A 21,095-nucleotide genomic window follows, 5' to 3' on the forward strand; every position below is an offset into this window, starting at 1 on the left:
GTGGGCTGGGACAGCCTAGACGAATTTGGGGATAGGCCCATCCTGAGGCGTCTTGCGGTCGCTGAGGTCGAGGAAGATCTCGTCGACATAACACCAACCCCAGCCTTCAGGCGGGTCGTAGCCCTCGATGACCGGGTGGCGCGTAGCGTGGAAGTGGGCCGTCGCGTGCTTGCTGGGCGAGTCGTCGCAGCAGCCGACATGCCCGCAGATGCGGCAGAGCCGCAGATGCACCCACCAGCCATTGTTTGCCAGGCACTCCTCGCAGCCCTTCGCGCTCGGCTTCACATCGCGAACCTGCTCGGCATGCTTGCATTCATAAGCCATGGGCAGCTCCTCGGATGTCACGCCGTCGACTGGCGGGTGCCGGAAAGATAGGTGTGCAGGGCGGCGACAACCTGCGCGCCCTCGCCGATCGCGTTGCCGACTCTCTTGACCGAGCCGGAGCGCACATCGCCAACAGCGAACACGCCCGGCACGCTGGTTTCCAGATGGCTGTGCGGCGACGCGCCAGTGGTGACAAAACCCGGCCGGTCCATCGTGACGCCACAATCGGACAGCCAGCCGGTCGCGGGGTCGGCCCCTACGAACAGGAAGACGTTGCGAACGTCGTGCTCGGTTTCCGTGCCATTCTCATGGCACAGCAGGCGAACGCTCTCCAGCCTGCCCGACGAACCGGCGAGCGCGGCGATTTCCGTTCGGGTACGCAACTCGATGTTGGCGGCGGCCCCGATGCGGTCGATGAGATAGCGCGACATGGTCTCGGCAAGGCCGGCGCCGCGGACAAGCATGTGAACTTTCGAGGCGACGCCGGAAAGATAGACGGCAGCCTGGCCGGCGGAATTGCCGCCGCCGACCACGATGACCTCCTGCCCGGAAGACAGATTCGCCTCGATCGGCGAAGCCCAGTACCAGACGCCCTTGCCTTCGAAGTCAGGCAACTCCGGAATGGCCGGGCGGCGGTACCGCGCGCCGCTGGCGATGACGACCGACCGCGCCCGCACGCGCTCGCCGCCTTCCAGTTCCACGGCGAAAAAACCATCTTCTTTCCGGCAGTCGAGGCTCTTCACCTCGACGGGAATCATGATGTCCGCACCAAATTTTTGAGCCTGCACGAAAGCGCGACCCGCGAGAGCATTGCCCGAGATGCCGGTCGGGAAGCCGAGATAATTCTCGATGCGTGCACTCGCGCCCGCCTGTCCGCCGTAAGCCCGTGCATCGAGCACTGCGACCGAGAGGCCCTCCGACGCCGCGTACACGGCGGTCGCGAGGCCAGCGGGGCCTGCGCCTACAATGGCGACATCATAGATTGTCGAACTCGAAACCGAACCGGCGACGCCCATCGCACGGGCCAGTTCGGCTTCGGTCGGATTGTGAAGGACGGCTCCGTCGGCAAGCACGACCCATGGCAGGTTGCGCATGCAGGAAGGAGACGCCTCGATGAGACGCGCGGCGTCGGCATCGTTTTGCGGATCGACGTGATGATGCGGCAACCCGTTGCGCGCGAGAAAGCCCTTCAGGCGCGTCACGTCCGGCAGGTCCGGCGCGCCGAGGATGAGCGGTCCGCCGACGCCACTCTGGATAAGTCCGACGCGCCTCAAGATAAGCGAGCGCGTGACGCGTTCGCCGAGATCGGCTTCCGCCACGAGCAGTGCGCGCAGGCGGTCGGGCTGGATGACGATGGCCTCGACCGCTTCTTCCGCATGCGCGTCGACCAAGGACGCCCGGCCTGAAAGCTGGCCGACTTCGCCGACGAACTGGCCCGGACCAAGATCGACGACCGCGGTGATATGGCCGAGCCCATCGCGCTGCGTGATCGCAACATGGCCGGACAGGATGAGGATCATGCCTGGCGCAAGCCGCCCGGTTTCTATGATGCGCTCGCCTTGCGAGAAGCTACTGACCTCGCCGAACTCCGCCATCCGCCGAAGCTCGGAATCCGTGAAGACCGGAAACATCTGATCGTAGCGCGAATGGAGCGGCGAGACAGGCGAGGTGGCGTATCCACTGTCCTGCGCCATCAGACCACCGTTGTCCGCAACTTGTCCGCGATCAGATCCGCGAGCCTCGTGGCGACCTCGTCCTTGCCCATTTCGGGCCATTCCTCGACGCCGGCCTTCGAGACGATCTTCACCCGGTTGCGGTCACCGCCCATCACGCCGCCCTTGGACGTGCCTGCGGGGCCGACGTCATTGGCAACGATGAAGTCCGCGCCCTTCTTCTTCAGCTTGGCCTCTGCGTTCTTCAGCACCTCCTGCGTCTCGGCCGCGAAGCCGACGACGAGGTAAGGGCGCTTCTTGTGATGGCCGACCGTGGCGAGGATATCGGGGTTCTCGACCATCGTCAGCGACGGCGGACCCTTGCCGGCAACCTTTTTGATCTTCTGGCCGGCAGCGTCCGCGGTGCGCCAGTCGGCGACCGCGGCAACGAAGACGGCGGCGTCTGCGGGCAGGAGCTGCTCGACAGCGTCGCGCATTTCTTCGGCGCGCTCGACATGGATAGTCTTCACGCCAGCGGGATCGGGGATGGTCACCGGGCCGGAGACGAGGCGCACGTCCGCGCCGAGCGCTGCGAGCGCGGCCGCGATGGCGTGCCCCTGCTTGCCGGATGAGCGGTTGGCGATGTAGCGCACGGGGTCGATCGGCTCATGCGTCGGGCCTGAGGTGACGATGATCTTCTTGCCGGCGAGAGGCTTCGGGCGGCTGTCGAGAAGCGCCTCGACCGCAGCGACGATCTCCAGCGGCTCGGCCATGCGACCGGCGCCGGCCTCGCCGCGTTCCGCCATCTCGCCGCGGTTCGGCCCGACGAAGACGATTCCGTCATTTTCGAGTTGCGCGTGGTTGCGGCGGGTGGCGGGATGCGACCACATCTTCGGGTTCATCGCCGGAGCCATCAGCACTTTCTTGTCCGTGGCGAGCAGCACTGTCGAGCCGAGGTCGTTGGCGAGACCGCTCGCGAGCTTCGCCATCAGGTCGGCGGTGGCCGGCGTAACGACGATGATATCGGCCTCGCGCGACAGGCGGATATGCCCGACATCATGCTCGTCCTGGCGGTCGAAAAGCTCGATGAAGACATGGTCGGCCGTGAGCGCGCCGACCGATAGTGGCGTCACGAACTCGGTCGCGGCCGCAGTCATGACGCAGCGCACGGACGCGCCGCGCTCGCGCAGCCGACGGATCAGGTCGAGCGACTTGTACGCGGCGATGCCGCCGCCAATGATGAGCAGGATGCGCTTGCCCGAAAGGGTCATGCCGTCACCGTCTTGCCGGCTTCAGCGCCGGTTCGATATCGGTATGGACGAAATCGTCCCCCTTGAACAGCAGCGGAAGGTTTCGTGTCTTCGCCAATGCGTATGAGAAGCAGTCGCCGAAGTTGAGATTTGCCGGATGCCTGCTACCGCGCCCGTAGCGCCGAAACGTTTCATATCCCATCCGAGCCTGATCAGCGTCGACAGGTACGATTTCGAGCGACAGACCGGCACAGAGCTCCCTCATTCCCCGCAGACCCGCCTCACCATATTGGGCTCCGACCACGATGCCGCATTCGAGTACCGACCCTGCGCTGATGCAGCGCTGCGATGCTCTGGCTATGCACGCGATCAGTTGGGAAGCGTCGGGTTCGTCCTTGAGTACGGCAATGATCGCCGATGTATCGACTGCGATCATTTCTGTTCGTCGAGGTAGTCGTACAGCCTGTCGGATTCTTCCTTCTGGTCGAATTCGACATGCGGCAGCCTTCGACCGATCGCCAGCAATTCCTCCATGCTGGCTTTCAGACGCCAGCGGGGTTTACCCATCTCCTCCGCGTCCTCCGCCCTATGCTCTTGGTCCAGGGGCTGGCGCAAGCGATCGCGCGCTTCCTGCTCCATGGACACGCCCCGGCGTGCCGCGCTGATCCGCAGATCGCGCATCACCTCGTCATCAAGTTTACGGACGGTCAGGTTGCCCAAGTCGCTACCTCAAAATCCGGAGCAGAACTGAAATATAGGAGGAATATGACGTGACCGCAATGCTAGCAATGTAAGCATTGCAGTCAATCAGTGGAGCTGGATCGCGATCCAGACGAGCGCCAGCGCGATGACCCAAAGCGCGATGCGACCCCAGCGTGTTGCGCGGGCTTCGGCCTTGCCAATGCGGCGTGCTGTGTCTTCGTCAAAGCGCAGGCCGTTCTCGGCCATGGCGTCGATCTCGCGCGACAGGCGCTCGGTCCGGTGGGCGAGTTCCGGCGCTTGCTGGGCCAGCGAGACGAGAGCGCCAACACCCTCGCGCGCGTCGTCCAGCATGCCACGCGGGCCGAGATTCTGTCTGATCCAGGCGCCGACGACGGGTTCGGAGGTCTTCCACATGTTGAAATGCGGATCGAGCGTGCGCGAAACGCCCTCCACTACAACCATCGTCTTCTGAAGCAGCACGAGTTCGGTGCGGGTCTGCATGTCAAAAAGTTCGGTGACCTCGAAGAGCAGCGTCAGCAGGCGGGCCATCGAGATGGTTTCCGCCGGTTGGCCGTGGATCGGCTCGCCGATGGCGCGGATCGCCTGCGCGAAGGCATCGACATTGTGAATGCGCGGCACGTATCCGGCCTCGAAATGCACCTCAGCGACGCGGCGGTAGTCACGCGTTATGAAGCCGTAGAGAATTTCCGCCAGGAAGCGGCGCTCCTTCTTGCCGAGTCGGCCGGTGATCCCAAAATCGACCCCGACGATGGTGCCGTCAGCCTCGACGAAAAGATTGCCGGGATGCATGTCGGCGTGGAAGAAGCCGTCGCGCAGCGTGTGACGCAGGAATGACTGGACGAGCGTTGCAGCCAGCGCCTGGAGGTCATGGCCAGCAGCGCGTAGGGCTTCGACATCCGAGAGCTTGACGCCATCGATCCACTCCATGGTCAGCACGTCGCGACCGGTCCGTGCCCAGTCGACGGCGGGAACGCGGAAACCTGGATCCGCCTTGGTGTTCTCGCCGATCTCTGAAAGGGCTGCCGCCTCCAACCTGAGATCCATTTCGATCTTGGTGGTCTGGGCAAGCGTCTTCGTTACCTCGACGGGCCGCAGGCGGCGGGACGACGGGATGAATCGCTCCTGCAGCCGCGCTGCTAGGAAATAGGACTCGAGGTCATTCTGGAACGCACGGCGCACGCCCGGGCGGATGACCTTGACGGCGACCTTGACCGGCTGGCCGTCGCGCTCGACATCTGCCTCGTGGACCTGAGCGATCGACGCGGCGGCGACGGGGTCGCCGAGCCTGAGGAAAAGCGCGCCGACGGGCTGGCCGAGCGAGCCCTCTATGGCCGCGACCGCCTCGGCCCGCGGGAAGGTCTTCATGCGATCCTGCAGCAGCGCAAGGTCGAGCGCCATGTCGTTTCCGACGACGTCCGGTCGCGTGGCGAGGAACTGGCCAAGCTTCACATAGGACGGGCCAAGCCGCGCAATGGCCGCAGCGAGGCGGTCGCTGCGACCGGCACGGCGGGCGCGACGTTTTGTGAAAAGCCGCGCTACGCGCCAGCCCAGCCGCGGCATGCCGGAAAGCTGGTCGCCGGGCAGCGCCGCCACGACACCCTCGCGCGTCATGATCCAGCCGGCCCTGAAGAGCCGAAGCGCGGCGCTGAAATCGCTCATGACGCGTATTCCGTCAAAGCTTCCAGCCTGAATGCAGAGCGGCGATGCCGCCTGTGTAATTGCGATAGGTGACGCGCTCGAATCCGGCGCGCCGGATCATCGCCGCGAAATTCCCCTGGTTGGGGAATTTGCGGATCGATTCCACCAGATAGGAATAGGGCTCGCTTTCACCGGCGACCATCTTGCCGATGCGCGGGATCGCGTTGAACGACCATGCCTCGTAGACGCGATCCAGCAGCGGCATGTCGACCTCGGAGAACTCGAGGCAGAGGATTCGGCCACCGGGCTTCAGCACCCGGTATGCCTCCGTTAGAGCTGTTTCGATGCGGGGCACGTTGCGGATGCCGAAAGCGATCGTGTAGGCGTCGAATGTCTCGTCGGCGAAGGGCAGTTGCTCGGCGTTCGCCTCGACGAAATCGACCTTGTCGGCATAGCCTTTCTTCTCGGCGCGCTCGCGACCGACGCCGAGCATGGAGCCGTTGATGTCGAGAACGGTTGCCCGCGCGTGGCCGTGCGAGTCATCCACGATGCGGAAAGCGATGTCGCCAGTGCCGCCGGCGACGTCAAGAACGCGCCAGCCGTCACGCTTCGGCGGGTTCAGCGCCGCCACCAACGCATCCTTCCACAGCCGGTGCAGGCCACCGGACATCAGGTCGTTCATCAGGTCGTAGCGGTTGGCGACCTTGTGGAAGACCTCGTTGACCAGAGGCTGCTTCTCGTTCGCGCCGACATTCTTGAAGCCGTAGGCAGTCTCCATGTCGGAGCCGGCCGTGGATCGTTGTTCTGACATTTTCGTTACCAATCAAAGGCGGCGGACCATAGCCCATCATAAACCGTGGCGCTATGGTCCGCGAAGCGGCCTCACGTCGCGCCGGGCGGGACAACCGGGAATGCCAGCATGCCAGTGAAAGCAGAACTCCACTGCCACATAGAAGGGGCGGCGTCGCCCGAACTCGTCGCCCGACAGGCGAAGAAATATGGCCGGGACACGTCGCCATTTATCCAGGACGGAGCCTTCGTCTGGCATGACTTCACCTCCTTTCTAGCCGCGTATGACTTTTCCGCCGATCTGTTCCGGTCAGAGGACGACTATGCGCTGCTTTCCGAACACTATCTCAGCAGCCTGGCGCGCGACGGCGCGATCTATTCTGAGTTCTTCATCTCGCCGGACCATGCGACAAAGGCCGGACTTTCGGCCAAGGCGTATACCGACGCGCTTGGCGAGGGCATCCGGCGGGCGAACGCCAAGACAGGCATCGAGGCGCGTATGATCGTCACCGGCGTCCGCCACGTCGGGATCGAGGCCGTCGAGCAGGCGGCGCGCTTTGCCGCGAAATCCGGGAACCCGATGGTGACGGGCTTCGGACTGGCCGGTGACGAGCGGATCGGCGAGTTCGAGGATTTCGTCCGTGCTTTCGAGATCGCGCGGGAGGCGGGCCTGGGGATCACGGTCCATGCGGGCGAACTGACGGGGTGGCAGACTGTGGAGGAAGCGCTGGATCACATTCGGCCGGCGCGGATCGGTCACGGCGTGAGGGCGATCGAGAATCCGGACCTCGTGAAGCGGATCGCAGAAGAGGGTGTGGTGTTGGAGTGCTGCCCAGGCTCTAATATTGCGCTTGGTGTCTTTGCTAGTTTTGCCGAGCATCCGTTCCCTGCCCTGCGCAGGGCTGGCTGCCGGGCGACACTCAATTCGGATGACCCGCCGTACTTCTCAACCTCGCTCAAACGCGAATACGAGATCGCGGCCGAACATTTCGCCATGAGCGAAGCTGACTTGGCAGCAGTCACAAGAACAGCCATTGAAGCGGCGTTCATTGATCGCAGAACCAAAGCAGGCCTGTTGGCAAAAGTGGACGCCAGATCGGCTCATCGCAGGCTCTGAGCGATAGGGGCGGCGAAATTGAACGCCGCCCGGCTTTACGCTAAGTCATTTAACGGTAGTAGCGATCGTCACAAGGCGCTTCGAAAACGCGTCCGGTGTCGTAGTCGCGATAGCGGCAGTACTGCTGGCCACGCGGTGCAGTTGCAGTGCCTACTACCGCACCGAGAAGCGCTCCGCCCGCCGCGCCTGCAACCGTGCTTCGGGTATTCCCACCGATGGCTTGCCCGACAAGGGCGCCACCTGCTGCGCCAACCAATGCGCCTGTCCCGGCGGACCTCTGCTGCGGCGACGTCGTTTCCGAGCAGCCGGCGAGTGCTGCAGTCAATGCGATGGCTGCGATTGCAAGAAATCTGGTATTCATCAATCTCTCCTGTGCCCCTCGGCCTGTGCTTACTAGAGGATCGAAGATGAACGCAGCCTGAGCGGTTGCGTTCCCTCACACGTCACATCCGCCGAAAACTGTGGTCTGGAAGCCGCAGGCCTTTTCCTTCATGGTCCAATGCCGCTAGGGTGCTGCACAGTCAGGGTTACCGGAGAAGACCATGAAGGGCGTTACCGTCGTCGACCATCCGCTTGTACAGCACAAGCTGACGATCATGCGCGACAAGGAGACGTCGACGGCCGGGTTCCGCCGCCTGTTGCGGGAAATCTCTCTGTTGCTCGGATATGAGGTCACCCGCGACCTGGAACTGACGACCCGGACGATCGAGACGCCGATCCAGGAGATGGAGGCGCCGACGCTGGAGGGCAAGAAGCTCGTCTTCGCTTCCGTCCTGCGCGCAGGCAACGGCCTGCTAGAGGGGCTCCTCGATCTGGTGCCAGCAGCACGTGTCGCCCATATCGGCCTTTACCGCGATCACGAGACGCTGGAAGCGGTGGAATACTTCTTCAAGGCGCCAAGCGACCTCGGCGACCGGCTGGTGATTGTCGTCGACCCGATGCTGGCGACGGCCAACTCGGCGATCGCGGCGGTCGACAAGCTGAAGGGGCGTGGAGCGACCAACATGCGCTATCTCTGTCTGCTGGCTGCCCCGGAAGGCATCGAGCGCTTCACCAAGGCGCATCCGGACGTGCCGGTCTATACGGCCTCGATCGACGAGCGGCTGAACGAAAAGGGCTATATCGTACCAGGCCTCGGCGATGCCGGGGACCGCATGTACGGCACCAAGTAGAGCATTTACCTTTCGTTAACGTCACAGGCGGAAACGCGGGCGCCCTGTCGCTTTGAAGCGCCCTCTTTAAGCATGCGCTGACTTTCGCCGGCTAGGGTGCTGGTCCAAGTCAACCGGACCTTGCCATGCTGCGCAAGCTTGTCATCCTGCTGGTCTTCGCCCTTGCGTCGGCGTCCGTGCCGTTCTTCTACGAGCGGAATCCGGAGTTGTTCGACGGCCTGATCCTGTGGTCGCTGGGCAAGCAGGAGCAGGAACTGCCCCATGCGATCGCGAAAGCCGATATCAGGACGACGCACTCCATCGATCCAGCTGCCGAGATCCTGCTGGGGCGCAAGGTGCGCATAGCCGCCAACGACGCAGGCCACTTCAACGCCGATTTCAAGCTCAATGGTCGCAGCATAACCGGACTCGTAGATACCGGGGCAACCCTCGTCGCCATGAACGTGTCGACCGCAAGACGCATCGGCATCAACATCGCGCCAGAAGATCTCCAGTACTCGGTCAAGACCGCCAATGGCGAGGCCAAGGCGGCGGCTGCCGTGATCGACAGCCTGCAGATTGGCCGGATCGTGGTCGAGAAGGTGGACGCCGTTGTGCTCGAAGATCGTGCGCTGAAGGACACGCTGATCGGCGTCAGCTTCCTCAGGCGGCTTGCGAAATACCAGGTCGAGAATGGCGCGTTGCTGCTCGTGCAGTAGTCTCGGTCATCAGGCCGCTGGCGAAATCCTGCGTACGACCGCTTTCTGCGTCGCGGGGCGGCTCGGGCCGAGCGTATAGGCCGCCTTGATAACGGTGGCTGCTTTCTCGGCATCAGCTTTCGACCGCGCATGGATGATGGCAAGCGGCTCTCCGCGTACCGCCTCGGCTCCGACGGGGAGCAGACCGGTGATGCCGACCGCATGGTCGATCAGGTCTTCCGGCGCGCTGCGTCCGCCACCAAGCGCGACCACCGCGACGCCGATATCGCGGGTAGCGATCCCGGTGACGAAACCCTTCCTGTCGCAAGTAACGGCGAGTTCGACCGGGGCCTTTGGCAGATAGGTCAGGGGTCGTTCCATGAAGTCTTTCGGTCCTCCGAGGATGGCGACCATCCGGCCGAAAGCTTCGGCGGCGCGACCGCTGTCGAGGACCTCGGTGGCGCGCGAAAGCGCTTCCTTGTTCGAGCCGGCAATGCCGGTCGCGATCAGCATCTCGGCGGCGAGCGCCAGGGTAACCTCGGTGAGCCGGCGGTCTCGCCTGCGTCCCGAAAGGAAGTCGACCGCGTTGCTCACCTCCACCGCATTGCCGGCGGCCGACGCCAGCGGCTCGTTCATGCCGGTGATCAGGGCCGATGTGCGGGTGCCGGCGCCGTTGGCGACTTCGACGAGGCTGGTTGCGAGTTCGGTCGCGTCGCGGCCCCTTTGCATGAAGGCGCCGTTGCCGACCTTCACGTCCAGCACCAGCGATTCGAGGCCGGCCGCGAGCTTTTTGGAGAGGATCGACGCGGTTATGAGCGGCACGGACTCGACGGTCGCCGTCACGTCACGGATGGCGTAGAAGCGCTTGTCCGCCGGCGCGAGCGCGGCTGTCTGCCCGATAATGGCGCAGCCGGTCGTGCGGACCGCCTTACGGAAGAGCGCGTTGTCGGGCTGGCTGACATAGCCCGGGATAGCATCCATCTTGTCGAGCGTCCCGCCGGTGTGGCCGAGCCCGCGCCCGGAGATCATCGGCACATAGGCGCCGCAGGCTGCGACAATGGGAGCGAGCATGAGCGAGACATTGTCGCCGACGCCGCCCGTCGAGTGCTTGTCGGTGACCGGGCCGGGCAGGTCCGACCAGTCGAGCGTCTCGCCGGAATCGCGCATTGCGGTGGTCAGCGCAACCGCTTCTTCACGGCTCATGCCCTTGAAGAAGACGGCCATGGCGAGCGCTGCGACCTGACCTTCGGTAACCTTGCCCGAAGTCATGCCGGCGACGAAAGTGGAAATCTCGTCGGCGGTGAGCGGCTTGCCGTCCCGCTTCCTGCGGATGATTTCCTGAGGGAGCACAGTCACGACAGCAGGCCTTCCCCGAGCGCGTGTTTCAGGATGGCGGCCAGCCGAGCGCCACCGATGGGCGCCATGTCCTTGGTCTCCTGATGCGAAAGCTCGCTGCCTGTCATGCCGGCGGCGAGATTGGTGACGACCGAACAGGCGGCGACGCGCAGGCCTAGGAAACGTGCGAGGATGACCTCCGGCACGGTCGACATGCCGACGGCATCCGCGCCCATGACGCGCGCCATGCGGATTTCGGCGGGCGTCTCGAAGGACGGGCCGGAGAACCACATGTAGACGCCCTTCGCGAGCGGAGTTCCGGTCGCTTCCGCAGAGGCTTCGATTGCCGCGCGCAGCCTTGCGTCATACGCCTCCGTCAACCCGACGAAGCGGCGTTCGCTTGGCTCCCCGAACAGGGGGTTGGAGCCGGAGAAATTGATGTGGTCGGTGATGAGCATCACGGAGCCGGGTGGAATGTCTTCGCGCAGTGAGCCGGCGGCGTTGGTCAGGATCAGCCTGTCGATGCCGATGGCGGCGAGCGCCTCCAGGACCGGCCGCATGACGCCGGCGTCACCGTGCTCGTAATAGTGCGCTCGGCCGGCAAGCAGCAGGACTGGCCGTCCGCCAAATTCCCCGGCAACAACCTCACCGGCATGGCCGCTGACGCCACTCGGCGGAAAACCGGGCAGGTCGGCATAGGGGATGCGGACAGGGTTCGAGACTTCGTCCGCGAGTGGGCCAAGCCCCGAACCGAGAACGATCGCGACATACGGTTTCAAACTGCCGAGTTTGCTTTTGAGAATATCGGCGGCGCTCATTTCAGGATGTCTCCAGCAAAACCGTAGGGCAGGATCTCGCCCATCGTGACGGTCTGCGCAATGCCGTTCTCGTCGCAGAGATGCACCTTCGTATCGGGCGTCGTGAACTCGGCGAGCCGCTGCCGGCAGCCGCCGCAGGGCGTGACCTTCGCCATGCGCTCGGCGATGACGGCGATCTCGGTGATCTTGCCACCGCCGCCCATGATGTAATGGCCGAGTGCGGTCGTTTCGGCACACCAGCCTTCCGGATAGGAGGCGACCTCGATGTTGGCTCCGGAGAAAACGCGACCGTCGTCGCAGCGCAACGCGGCTCCCACCGGAAATTTCGAGTAGGGCGCATAGGCCTTCGCCATGGCGGTTTTCGCCGCGAGGAAGAGGTCGTGGGACATGGCTGCTTTCTTTCGCTTGGCGGCTGGCCGCGCCTACCGTTCTTTTACATAGGGCACGCCGCCGGCGCGGGGCGGGATTGCCTTGCCGATGAATCCGGCAAGCAGGATGACCGTCAGCACATAGGGCAACGCCTGCATGAACTGTACCGGGATCTTGCCGATCATCGGAAGCGCAATGCCCTGGTAGCGGATGGCCATGGCGTCGAGGAAACCGAACAACAGACAGGCGAACATCGCCGGCACCGGCCGCCATTTGGCGAAGATGAGGGCGGCGAGCGCGATGAAGCCGCGCCCGGCCGACATGTCCTTCACGAAACCGGCATTCTGCGACAGTGACATGTAGCAACCCGCCAGTCCGGTCAGGATCCCGGTGCAGATGACGGCGCGGTAGCGCAGCCATGTGACCGAAATGCCGGCGGTATCCACTGCCGCCGGGTTCTCGCCGACGGCCCGCAGCCGCAGGCCGAAGCGGGTCCGGAAGAGCACCCACCACGTGAAGGGCACGGCAAGGAAGGCCACATAGGCAAGCAGCGAGTGGCCGGAAAGCAGGCCGGAATAGAGCTGGCCGATGACAGGCACGCCGCGCAGCTCGTTCGCGAAGGGCAGGGTGATCGCGCCGAAGCGACCCTCGGGCGGAAGCGAAGGCGTGCGGCCGCCCTGATTGAACCACGCCTGGCCGAGAATGATGGTCGAGCCCGCGGCAATGAAGTTGATCGCGACGCCTGAGACGATCTGGTTGCCGCGATGCGTGATCGAGGAGAAGCCGTGCACCAGCGCCAGGGCAACCGACACGAGCACCCCCATGCCCAAGCCCACCCAGGCGGAGCCATAAACCGCAGCGGCCGCTGCGCCCGCAAACGCGCCTGCCAGCATCTTGCCCTCCAGCCCGATGTCGAAGACGCCCGCGCGCTCCGAATAAAGCCCGGCGAGACACGCAAGCAGCAGCGGCACGGAGACGCGGATCGTGGAATTCAGGATGTTGATGAGGTCGTTGACGAATTCCATCTCAGGCGCGCTCCGCCTTGGACTGGGTCATGCCGACGGAGCGCGGACTGAAGCTGGCGAAGACAGCCTGCACCCACGGCCTGAACATGTGTTCCAGCGCGCCGGCGAAGAGGATGACGAGGCCCTGAATGATGACGATCATGTCGCGGCTGATGTTGGGCATCTCGAAAGCGAGTTCCGCGCCCCCCTGATAGAGCATGCCGAACAGGATGGCGGCGGGAACGATGCCGACGGGATGGGATCTCCCCATCAGCGCGACCGCGATGCCGACAAAGCCTGCGCCGGCGACGAAATCGAGGGAGAGCCTGTGCTGGTCGCCCATGATAGGGTTGAGCGCCATCATGCCGGCCAGCGCGCCGGAGATCAGCATGGTAATAATGATGATGCGCGACTCGGAGATGCCGGCATAACGCGCGGCCTTGGGGCTGAAACCCATGGTGCGGATCTCGTAGCCGAGCTTGGTGCGCCAGATCAGGACCCAGACGAGGAAGGCCATCAGCAGGGCAAGCAGGAAGGTCAGGTTGAGTGGCGCGGACGGCCGGACGGTCAGCCCGAATTCGGAGAGGATCCAGCCGAGCTTCGGCAGTTGAGCACCTTCGAGCAACTGCCGGGTCTGCGGCGCCATCGATCCGCGCGGCTTGAGCACGTCCACCAGCATGTAGACCATGATGGAGGCCGCGATGAAGTTGAACATGATGGTGGTGATGACGATGTGTGAGCCGCGTTTCGCCTGCAGATAGGCGGGGATCAGGGCCCAGAGCGCTCCAAACGCGGCTGCGCCGAGCACGGCGAGCGGAAAGGTCAGCCACCAGGGCAGGATGGAATCGAAGGCGAGGGCGACGAGAGCGACGCCGAGCCCCGCGATATAGGCTTGCCCCTCCCCGCCGATATTGAACAGGCCGCAATGGAAGGCGACCGCGACCGCCAGCCCCGTGAAGATGAAATTGGTCGCGTAGTAGAGCGTGTAAGCGATGCCCTGACCGCTGCCGAACGCGCCATCGACAAGAATGACGGCGGCATGGAAGGGGTTTTCGCCGGCGAGCAACACGACAAGTCCGGCGACAAGGAAGGCGACGGAGAGGTTGATGAGCGGGATCAGGCCGTAGTCGGCCCATGCGGGGAGCTTCGCGTAGGGAGTGCTCATTGTTTGCCGATCTCGAAACAGTTCATTTTCGGCAGACTCCGGAGGCTCAGTGGCATTTTGTCAGCGCAGTGAATGAAGTGCAGCGGGACTGGATCGTGATCCCAACTTTGGCCTTCATTGACCGACCGAGCCCAAGCACGCGCCCAACTCTCGGCTTTTGTACCCCACAGAGCCATGCCAGAGGGAAGGGAGCGAAGCAATGAAGCCGGATTCTTTATTACATAGACGGTAGCGGCAGGGCTCCGTTTTCCGGCGTGCCAATGCACATCACTCATAACATCATCGAGCGCCGCCTGGTTGCCGGCTATGGGTCGGCCGAGCGCTTTTCCGAGTTCGTGGCCGAGCTCTTCGAGATCGCGTGCCGCGCTGCCATTGATCCGGCGCACAACCAAGGATTCATCAAATCTGGTCTTGATATCCTTTTCAACGTTCTCGGCTCCTTCAGGAGACCAGTGCAGGAAAGGGGGTCCCACACGTCCGAGATCGTTTATGGAAGATGAAGCTGCCCTCACTCGGCCGCCTCCAGCTTTTCCACGCCGGCCATCAGGAGGCCAAGTTCGCCTTCGGTCGCGTCAGGCCCGCGTTCGCCGACGATGCGGCCGTCGAACATGACGAGGATGCGGTCCGACAGCGAGCGGATTTCGTCCAGTTCGACGGAAACGAGCAAGACGGCCTTGCCGCTGTCGCGCATGGCTATGAGCTGCTTGTGGATGAACTCGATCGCGCCGACATCGACGCCGCGCGTCGGCTGGCCGACGATCAGGACGCCAGGATCCTGCTCCATCTCGCGCGCCAGAACGATCTTCTGCTGGTTGCCGCCCGAGAAGTTGGCGGTCCGCAACCGGTCGTTGGGCGGCCTGATGTCGAACTTCTCGATCTTCCTCTTCGCGTCGGCGCGGATGGCCTCGATGTTGAGAAACGGGCCTTTCAGATATTGCGGCTTGTCATGGTAGCCGAGAATGGAATTCTCGTTCTCCTCGAAGGCGAGCACGAGGCCGACGTGATGGCGATCCTCGGGGACATGGGCAAGCCCGCGGTCGCGCAGCTCACCGGGATCGGCGTGGCCGGTCACATCGATCGGACTGCCGTCCAGCATAACGGAGCCGGAGGCCGCGCGGCGGATGCCAGAGATGGCCTCGATCAGTTCGGACTGCCCATTGCCCGCAACGCCCGCGATGCCGACGATCTCGCCGCCGCGCACGTCGAAGGACACGTCCTTGACCATGGTTACGCCGCGCGAGTCCTTCACGGTGAGGTTGGCGACCGAAAGCTTTACAGCAGCGGGATTGGCCTTGCCCTTCTCGACGCGCAGGAGGACGCGCCGGCCGACCATGAGTTCGGCAAGTTCCTCGACCGTCGTCTCCGAAGTCTTGCGGGTTGCAACCACCGTGCCCTGCCGCATGACGGAAACGGTGTCGGTGATCGCCATGATCTCGCGCAGCTTGTGCGTGATGAGGACGATGGTCTTGCCCTGCTCCTTGAGCTGCCGGAGGATGCGGAAGAGATGATCGGCCTCGGCGGGTGTCAGCACACCGGTCGGCTCGTCGAGGATCAGGATCTCCGCGCCGCGATAGAGCGCCTTGAGGATCTCGACGCGCTGCTGGAGTCCGACGGGCAGTTCCTCGATGATCGCGTCGGGATCGACTTCGAGGCCATATTCGTGCTCGAGCCGGTCCAACTCGGAGCGCGCGTTCGCGATCGAGCGCTTGAGCAGCGCCTCGTGTTCCGCGCCGAGAATGACGTTCTCGATGACGGAGAAGTTCTCCACGAGCATAAAATGCTGGTGCACCATGCCGATGCCGAGCGCGATGGCGTCATTCGGGGTCTTGATGGAGACCGGCTTCCCGCCGACTTTGATCTCGCCACTATCGGCCTGGTAGAAACCGTAGAGGATCGACATCAGCGTCGACTTGCCGGCTCCGTTCTCGCCGACGATGCCGAGGATGGACCCGCGCTCGATGACCAGATTGATGTCGCGATTGGCGTGGACCGTGCCGAAGCTCTTGTTGATGCCGACAAGCTCGATTGCAGCTTCAGCCATTGCGGCCGCATTCCCCATTCTTTTCTTGTCGCAAACAGCTAGCATGCCGCATACCGGCTGCCAATCGCGGCTCTACGCAGGCTATCTCGACAAATCCCGCCATGCTTGTCAATTTCCGGGGAAATGCCCCAAGGTCCGGTGGGCAGAGGATGGGTGGGTAAAATGAGGATCGTTCGATGACGACCCCGGACGAGCGGGCCGCGGACCGCCTGACGACGCTGGAAATGCGCGCCGCCGAGCAGGAAAAGACGATCGACGAACTCTCCGCGCAGCTTGCCGAGCAATGGAAGACGATCGAAGGTCTGCGGCGCAAGCTCGACCTTTTGACCGAACGCTTCCTGACGCTGGAGGAGCAGGTCGCGCCGGACGTTCCGGTGACGAAACCGCCGCACTGGTAGGAACATGAGGATGGGGGACGCAGGGGATCGGATGGACAGGGCCGGGCGCTATGTACTCGGCCTGATGGACGAGGATGAGCGCGAGCGCGCCGAGCGCGACCTCGAAGTTGATCCGGCTTTTCGCGAGGCGATGGTGCTGATCGCCGAGCGCATGCACGTCTTCGATAAAGCTAAGCCTACGGCAAGCGAGGCCTTGGCGGACAACCACGATCCCTGGCGGCTGATCAAGGATCGCATCGACGCGATGCCGCAGATGCGTCCGATCGATGGAAAACTCCTTCCGCCTCCGCCCAATGTAGCTGTCGATGCCGTGCCTCGCGGCGGGGCGGTGCCGGCAGCAAGCACTGGCCAGAAGCCTGATAGTGCCGACAAGACAGCCACTTTTGGAAGGCGCAAGACCGACGTGTTCAAGGTGCCGGTGACGGTTCAGGAGCCTGAGGTGAAGCGGATGTGGCTCGACGCGTCGCGTAGCGCGATTGCCATCAAGCTTGCTATGGCGCTGGTCATCGCTTTTGCACTTGGTTACGTTGCAGGGCGGATGTGACGCAGGTGGCGTGACATGAGCGCCATGGGCCCTTCGTCCTGCATGAATGTCTCCATCTCGGTCCAGCCGCGAGCAGCATAGAAGCGGCGGGCATCCCAGCTTTAGAGATGGAGGGTTTCGACACCGCAGGCGGCCGCCTGCCGCTCGACCGCGCTCACCAGCGCCGATCCGATGCCCTTGCCGCGATGCGCTTCGGCGACAACCAGACCTGCCAGCCACGGCGTCAGGTCGTGTGCGGCATCAAGCTCGTTTGGCACAAGGAGAACGGATCCGATCCCGTTTCCATCGATGCGCGCCACAAGCGCCTTGCCGGCTTCGTTATCCAGCAGCAACCGATGTAGCCCGGCGCAATCCTCCGCATACGTGCTGTCCGTGCCTGAGAAGAATGCTTCCATGCGCAATGCGGCGACGGTGGCGATGTCTTCTTCGCACATTGGGGAGACGGTCGGCGTCATGGCGGTCATCCAAAGAAAAAGCCGCCGGGCATGCCGGCGGCTCTCATGCTGTTGTGATCTGGAGGATCAGTACGGGCAGTTGTCGTCCGACATGTAGTCGTGGACGGTGATCGTGCCGGCGATGATGTCGGCCTTGGCCTTTTCGACGGCGGCCAGCATTTCAGGCGAGACCAGGTCCTTGTTGTTGTCGTCCATGGCGAAGTCGACGCCGCCTTCCTTGAGGCCGAGGTCGTGGATGCCGCCGGAGAAGGTGCCGTTCTTGCCGTCCATGAAGGCGTTGTAGACGGCGACATCCACGCGCTTCAGCATCGAGGTTAGCACCTTGCCCGGCTGCAGGCCGTTCTGGTTGGAGTCGACACCGATGCCGAGCTTGCCGGCATCAGCCGCAGCCTGGAGGACGCCGACACCCGTGCCGCCTGCCGCCGCGTAAATGACATCCGCGCCCTGGTCGATCTGGGTCTTGGTGATCTCGCCGCCCTTGGTCGGGTCGTTCCATGCAGCAGGCGTATCGCCGGTCATGTTCTGGAACACTTCTGTCGCGCCGGCCGCTTTCGCGCCTCCGACATAGCCGCAGCCGAAGCGGCGGATCAGCGGGATGTCCATGCCGCCGACGAAGCCGACCTTCTTGGTCTGCGACGCCAGGCCTGCCATCACGCCGACCAGATAGGAACCTTCATGCTCCTTGAAGACGACGGAGCTGATGTTGGGCTTGTCCACGACCATGTCGATGATGGTGAACTTCACGTCCGGATAGTCCGGCGCGACCTTCTCGAGGTAGGAAGCCCAGGTGAAGCCCGCCATGACGATCGGGTTGCGCCCGTCGTCGGCGAAACGACGCAGCGCCTGCTCGCGCTGGGCGTCGTTGGAAATCTCGAACTCGACATACTCGATACCGGTTTCGGCCTTGAACTTCTCGGCGCCGTTGAAGGACGCCTCGTTGAACGACTTGTCGAACTTGCCGCCCAGATCGAAGAGAAGGGCCGGCTTGGCCTCCTGCGCATGGGCCGAGAAGGACAACGCGGTGGCGGCCAGGAGGCCGAACAAAATACGTTTCATGTGATCCACACCCTGTCGGTTGTTTTTTTACTGGATACCTGACCGAGGCCGGCTTGCCCGGCTCGCTCCGGCGCATGGCAAGGGAAGCTCCCCTCCGCTCATGAAGGCAATCTGGCATGGCCCGGAACAAATTTCACGTGGAATTTTGACCTTCCGGAAAAACTGACCGGTTGTCGCGGATGCAGCGCAAAAAGTGCGCTGCGCCAGGATGAGGGCGAAAAATACGCAGATGATGGAAAGGTTGGCGGGTCAGCGCTCTGCGACGAAGCGACCGATGCGTCGTTCCGGCTTGTGGCCGATTGCATAGAGCAGGAATGCGAGCAGGCCGAAAACCAGAAAACCGGGCTGGCCGAGGATGAAGACCATGACCGGGTTCCACACAAGCGGATGCATCTTTTCCACGATGAAGGATTGCGTTTCCTCAAGCGTGGATGGCGACACGCTCGCCCAGCTTTCGCCGAGCGGCGTCAACACCAGGCGCGAGACGGCGATTGTGCGGGTGGCGTCGAGTACCGCCATGATAACGGCGACCGCGAGCGAAAAGGTGGCCATCAGCCTGAACAGGAAGCGGATCATCGCGGTCTTTCCTTGAGATCGACCAAGAGCGGAGCGTTGCGGCCAGGACTTGAGCCTGACCCGCAGGCCTCCCATCCCTGAGTGGGCCTGTAGATAGAGTGTGTGGCAGATTTCCGCAATCACCCGTAGCAAAGGTCAACTTGCCTGCGGCGGGCCATGCTGGCGTCTGGAGATCCAGACGCCAAGAATCGCTCCGGCGAGCGCGCCGACAAGCAGCCCGGCAAGGCCTATGAAGAAGGCAAAGAAGCCGCACGCGCCCTCGAAGCAACTCATGCGGGTGACCTCGGCGACCACTGCTCCGAGCAGCAGTCCGCCACCGAATCCGACCGCGCCGCCCAGGCCCAAGCCGAGGGTACCCGCGACGACCGATAGGGTGGTCGATGGTCTGTCGCCATCGGGGCGACGGCGGAGATCGACCGGTTCGGGCCGGCGGCTGACGATCCGCAGGCAAGCGAGGCCGATCACCATCTCGAAGGCGGAAAACAGCAGCCCCCGAAGGCTGAAGCCGAAATTGGGAACTACCAATACATAGGCAGCCCCGGCGACTGTCCATACGAGCACGAACATCTGCCACGGAACGAAGCGGCGTTGGAAATGCGGGGAACGAGCGACGGCGAGGCCAAGCAGATACAGGCCCCAAACCAGCACCGCGAGTCCGCAGAGCACATTCGCGACGATGAAATTGCCGACGGCCGTCGGCAGCGTGTGATCGAACAGAAGGGGAAAAGCGTTGACCAGCCCGCGTAGCACAAGCAGGAGGACCACGCCCAACCATGCGACGGGGAGATAGTTGAGAAACGTTGGCGTCCGGCCCGGTGGTGGCTCGGCGCCGTCTATCCTAAGCGGACGCGATTCGCCTGAGCCCGTCATGCAAAACCCCGTCCTGCCAGGCTGATCATGCTGGCCGGCTCCCGCCGACCGGGTCAAGATCGCACGTATCGTCGCCTCGTCCTCTTTACCGAAGCCGTCGATAGGCCGAAAGTCAAGCGGGCGCAGGCGGGACGCGCCTTGCAGCCAATACCGCATGATCGACGGTGCGTGCCGGGAAGCTCCGTTGGAATAAGTCCTGGAGGTATAAAGAAACCTGGGCTTGGCATTCCGCGCCGGATCGACTAGATGACCCCCGCGTCGGCAAAGTTCCTCACATGGTTCGGAGCCTGCGCGCGCGGAGAGGTGGCCGAGTGGTCGAAGGCGCACGCCTGGAAAGTGTGTAGGCGGGAAACCGTCTCGCGGGTTCGAATCCCGCTCTCTCCGCCACATATATCTCCTATAGGGTTGAAATTTCAATGGAAATTGGCTTGTCAGATTTCCATCCCCACTTCCGTCCCCACTTTGAGTATTTGTGCCTAGTGTCTTTGGCGCTCTTGTCCCTTCAGGCCGGCTAAAGCATTTTGGACTCTCTACGGGGAGGATGGGCATGCGCTGGCGACGTGGCTTCTTTCGTATTTGGGTACTTCTGTCGATCCTTTGGCTGATTGTCGTGGGGGTGTTTGCGTACCAGCCCATCGTGGACCCGTATGTGCGAGAGCGAGTATTTTTCTACTCATTCACCGACAAGCCCGGCCCATGGGTGAAGTATGCTGCCAAGGCCGAGCTCAATAGGCGGAATGGGATCGACCCCGAACTGCAACCGGTTAGCTTTGAGACATACTCGGACGGTTACCGAATGTTGGAAGACGGCCGCGCTTCGGGTGATCTTCAGGTGGTGAATGCCAAATCCGAGCCTAACTTTACTCTCTATGTGTCAAAAGGAACTGGGAAAGACGAGATATCCAGGCAACTCGACGAAGTGTTGCCTATCGCGAAGGAGCTCAAGCAGAGATCAATCAGCCGCAGTCGGTTGGAAGCGATCCAAGCTACGCTGGCGTCGGCCTTGATTCCGCCGATTGCACTGCTGGGAATTGGTTGGGCGGCAGCTTGGGCAATTTCGGGCTTTCGTTCCTCATGATGTGGCCGAGCTTGTGAGAGCCCGGCCACAATGTTGAGGGGTTG

Annotated in this window: 25 protein-coding genes and 1 tRNA gene; 7 read left to right on the forward strand and 19 right to left on the reverse strand. The window is 63.2% G+C overall.

The genetic code is table 11. The features are described from left to right. Positions 1–15: 15 nt before the first annotated feature. The 7 genes from ABMA32_RS03405 to ubiE all read right to left on the reverse strand — a co-directional run bounded on the left by ABMA32_RS03405 (position 16) and on the right by ubiE (position 6,398). Positions 16–324, reverse strand: coding sequence for a UBP-type zinc finger domain-containing protein (locus tag ABMA32_RS03405; RefSeq protein ID WP_349012313.1), 309 nt, complete (start codon positions 322–324; stop codon positions 16–18). A gap of 17 nt (positions 325–341) precedes the next feature. After that, positions 342–2,018 (reverse strand): FAD-dependent oxidoreductase, encoded by a 1,677-nt coding sequence (locus tag ABMA32_RS03410; protein WP_349012314.1) that lies wholly within the window; start codon positions 2,016–2,018, stop codon positions 342–344. Next, a complete protein-coding gene (coaBC, locus tag ABMA32_RS03415) occupies positions 2,018–3,247 on the reverse strand; it encodes a bifunctional phosphopantothenoylcysteine decarboxylase/phosphopantothenate--cysteine ligase CoaBC (RefSeq protein WP_349012315.1) in 1,230 nt (409 codons plus the stop codon). Before coaBC ends, ABMA32_RS03410 begins: the two co-directional genes overlap by 1 nt. 4 nt (positions 3,248–3,251) lie before the next feature. Continuing rightward, on the reverse strand, positions 3,252–3,659 hold the full coding sequence (locus tag ABMA32_RS03420) for a type II toxin-antitoxin system VapC family toxin (protein WP_425475492.1): 408 nt from the start codon (positions 3,657–3,659) through the stop codon (positions 3,252–3,254). Continuing rightward, complete coding sequence (locus tag ABMA32_RS03425; RefSeq protein ID WP_349012317.1) at positions 3,659–3,946, reverse strand: FitA-like ribbon-helix-helix domain-containing protein; 288 nt, start codon at positions 3,944–3,946, stop codon at positions 3,659–3,661. Before ABMA32_RS03425 ends, ABMA32_RS03420 begins: the two co-directional genes overlap by 1 nt. Before the next feature lie 87 nt (positions 3,947–4,033). Continuing rightward, positions 4,034–5,608 (reverse strand): 2-polyprenylphenol 6-hydroxylase, encoded by a 1,575-nt coding sequence (gene ubiB / locus ABMA32_RS03430; protein WP_349012318.1) that lies wholly within the window; start codon positions 5,606–5,608, stop codon positions 4,034–4,036. A gap of 13 nt (positions 5,609–5,621) precedes the next feature. Further along, the gene (gene ubiE / locus ABMA32_RS03435; protein ID WP_349012319.1) at positions 5,622–6,398 is read right to left on the reverse strand and encodes a bifunctional demethylmenaquinone methyltransferase/2-methoxy-6-polyprenyl-1,4-benzoquinol methylase UbiE; all 777 of its coding nucleotides are present in this window, start codon (positions 6,396–6,398) and stop codon (positions 5,622–5,624) included. A gap of 108 nt (positions 6,399–6,506) precedes the next feature. On the opposite strand from ubiE, the gene ABMA32_RS03440 reads away from it, so the two are divergent. Then, on the forward strand, positions 6,507–7,493 hold the full coding sequence (locus tag ABMA32_RS03440; protein ID WP_349012320.1) for an adenosine deaminase: 987 nt from the start codon (positions 6,507–6,509) through the stop codon (positions 7,491–7,493). Positions 7,494–7,542: 49 nt separating this feature from the next. Here ABMA32_RS03440 and ABMA32_RS03445 read toward each other — a convergent pair whose 3' ends face one another. Continuing rightward, positions 7,543–7,854, reverse strand: a complete 312-nt coding sequence (locus ABMA32_RS03445) for a glycine zipper 2TM domain-containing protein (protein WP_349012321.1) — start codon at positions 7,852–7,854, stop codon at positions 7,543–7,545. Positions 7,855–8,035: 181 nt separating this feature from the next. On the opposite strand from ABMA32_RS03445, the gene upp reads away from it, so the two are divergent. Beyond that, positions 8,036–8,665 (forward strand): uracil phosphoribosyltransferase, encoded by a 630-nt coding sequence (upp, locus tag ABMA32_RS03450; RefSeq protein WP_349012322.1) that lies wholly within the window; start codon positions 8,036–8,038, stop codon positions 8,663–8,665. Between the two features lie 125 nt (positions 8,666–8,790). Beyond that, positions 8,791–9,363 carry a TIGR02281 family clan AA aspartic protease gene (locus tag ABMA32_RS03455; RefSeq protein ID WP_349012323.1) on the forward strand — a complete coding sequence of 191 codons (573 nt, stop codon included), beginning with the start codon at positions 8,791–8,793 and terminating at the stop codon, positions 9,361–9,363. A gap of 9 nt (positions 9,364–9,372) precedes the next feature. Here ABMA32_RS03455 and deoA read toward each other — a convergent pair whose 3' ends face one another. The 7 genes from deoA to ABMA32_RS03490 are packed head-to-tail and all read right to left on the reverse strand — an operon-like array spanning position 9,373 to position 16,074. Next, positions 9,373–10,692 carry a thymidine phosphorylase gene (deoA, locus tag ABMA32_RS03460; protein ID WP_349013318.1) on the reverse strand — a complete coding sequence of 440 codons (1,320 nt, stop codon included), beginning with the start codon at positions 10,690–10,692 and terminating at the stop codon, positions 9,373–9,375. A gap of 2 nt (positions 10,693–10,694) precedes the next feature. Further along, positions 10,695–11,495 carry a purine-nucleoside phosphorylase gene (locus tag ABMA32_RS03465; RefSeq protein ID WP_349012324.1) on the reverse strand — a complete coding sequence of 267 codons (801 nt, stop codon included), beginning with the start codon at positions 11,493–11,495 and terminating at the stop codon, positions 10,695–10,697. Next, positions 11,492–11,884, reverse strand: coding sequence for a cytidine deaminase (gene cdd, locus ABMA32_RS03470; protein ID WP_349012325.1), 393 nt, complete (start codon positions 11,882–11,884; stop codon positions 11,492–11,494). The genes ABMA32_RS03465 and cdd overlap by 4 nt, the downstream gene beginning before the upstream one ends. Positions 11,885–11,917: 33 nt before the next feature. Continuing rightward, on the reverse strand, positions 11,918–12,889 hold the full coding sequence (locus tag ABMA32_RS03475) for an ABC transporter permease (RefSeq protein WP_349012326.1): 972 nt from the start codon (positions 12,887–12,889) through the stop codon (positions 11,918–11,920). 1 nt (position 12,890) lies between these two features. Then, positions 12,891–14,033 carry an ABC transporter permease gene (locus ABMA32_RS03480; protein WP_349012327.1) on the reverse strand — a complete coding sequence of 381 codons (1,143 nt, stop codon included), beginning with the start codon at positions 14,031–14,033 and terminating at the stop codon, positions 12,891–12,893. Further along, positions 14,030–14,545: a hypothetical protein gene (locus ABMA32_RS03485; RefSeq protein ID WP_349012328.1), complete on the reverse strand. Its 516-nt coding sequence runs from the start codon at positions 14,543–14,545 to the stop codon at positions 14,030–14,032. Before ABMA32_RS03485 ends, ABMA32_RS03480 begins: the two co-directional genes overlap by 4 nt. Then, positions 14,542–16,074, reverse strand: coding sequence for an ABC transporter ATP-binding protein (locus tag ABMA32_RS03490; RefSeq protein WP_349012329.1), 1,533 nt, complete (start codon positions 16,072–16,074; stop codon positions 14,542–14,544). The genes ABMA32_RS03485 and ABMA32_RS03490 overlap by 4 nt, the downstream gene beginning before the upstream one ends. Before the next feature lie 176 nt (positions 16,075–16,250). Between ABMA32_RS03490 and ABMA32_RS03495 the strand changes: the two genes are divergently transcribed. Beyond that, positions 16,251–16,472, forward strand: a complete 222-nt coding sequence (locus ABMA32_RS03495) for a SlyX family protein (RefSeq protein ID WP_349012330.1) — start codon at positions 16,251–16,253, stop codon at positions 16,470–16,472. Positions 16,473–16,503: 31 nt separating this feature from the next. Continuing rightward, complete coding sequence (locus ABMA32_RS03500) at positions 16,504–17,016, forward strand: hypothetical protein (RefSeq protein WP_349012331.1); 513 nt, start codon at positions 16,504–16,506, stop codon at positions 17,014–17,016. Between the two features lie 101 nt (positions 17,017–17,117). Here ABMA32_RS03500 and ABMA32_RS03505 read toward each other — a convergent pair whose 3' ends face one another. From ABMA32_RS03505 to ABMA32_RS03520, 4 genes are all read right to left on the reverse strand, one after another. Then, the gene (locus ABMA32_RS03505) at positions 17,118–17,471 is read right to left on the reverse strand and encodes a GNAT family N-acetyltransferase (protein ID WP_349012332.1); all 354 of its coding nucleotides are present in this window, start codon (positions 17,469–17,471) and stop codon (positions 17,118–17,120) included. A gap of 66 nt (positions 17,472–17,537) precedes the next feature. Then, positions 17,538–18,527, reverse strand: coding sequence for a BMP family lipoprotein (locus ABMA32_RS03510; RefSeq protein ID WP_349012333.1), 990 nt, complete (start codon positions 18,525–18,527; stop codon positions 17,538–17,540). Between the two features lie 249 nt (positions 18,528–18,776). Beyond that, complete coding sequence (locus ABMA32_RS03515; RefSeq protein WP_349012334.1) at positions 18,777–19,103, reverse strand: hypothetical protein; 327 nt, start codon at positions 19,101–19,103, stop codon at positions 18,777–18,779. A gap of 135 nt (positions 19,104–19,238) precedes the next feature. Beyond that, complete coding sequence (locus ABMA32_RS03520; RefSeq protein ID WP_349012335.1) at positions 19,239–19,973, reverse strand: hypothetical protein; 735 nt, start codon at positions 19,971–19,973, stop codon at positions 19,239–19,241. Positions 19,974–20,270: 297 nt separating this feature from the next. Here ABMA32_RS03520 and ABMA32_RS03525 point away from each other — a divergent pair. Then, positions 20,271–20,360: transfer RNA gene (locus ABMA32_RS03525), tRNA-Ser, on the forward strand. A gap of 160 nt (positions 20,361–20,520) precedes the next feature. Beyond that, complete coding sequence (locus ABMA32_RS03530) at positions 20,521–21,051, forward strand: hypothetical protein (RefSeq protein WP_349012336.1); 531 nt, start codon at positions 20,521–20,523, stop codon at positions 21,049–21,051. The last annotated feature ends 44 nt before the right edge of the window (positions 21,052–21,095 follow it).

The sequence above is a fragment of the Mesorhizobium quangtriensis genome (assembly GCF_040081925.1).
GTDB lineage: Bacteria > Pseudomonadota > Alphaproteobacteria > Rhizobiales > Rhizobiaceae > Mesorhizobium_K > Mesorhizobium_K quangtriensis.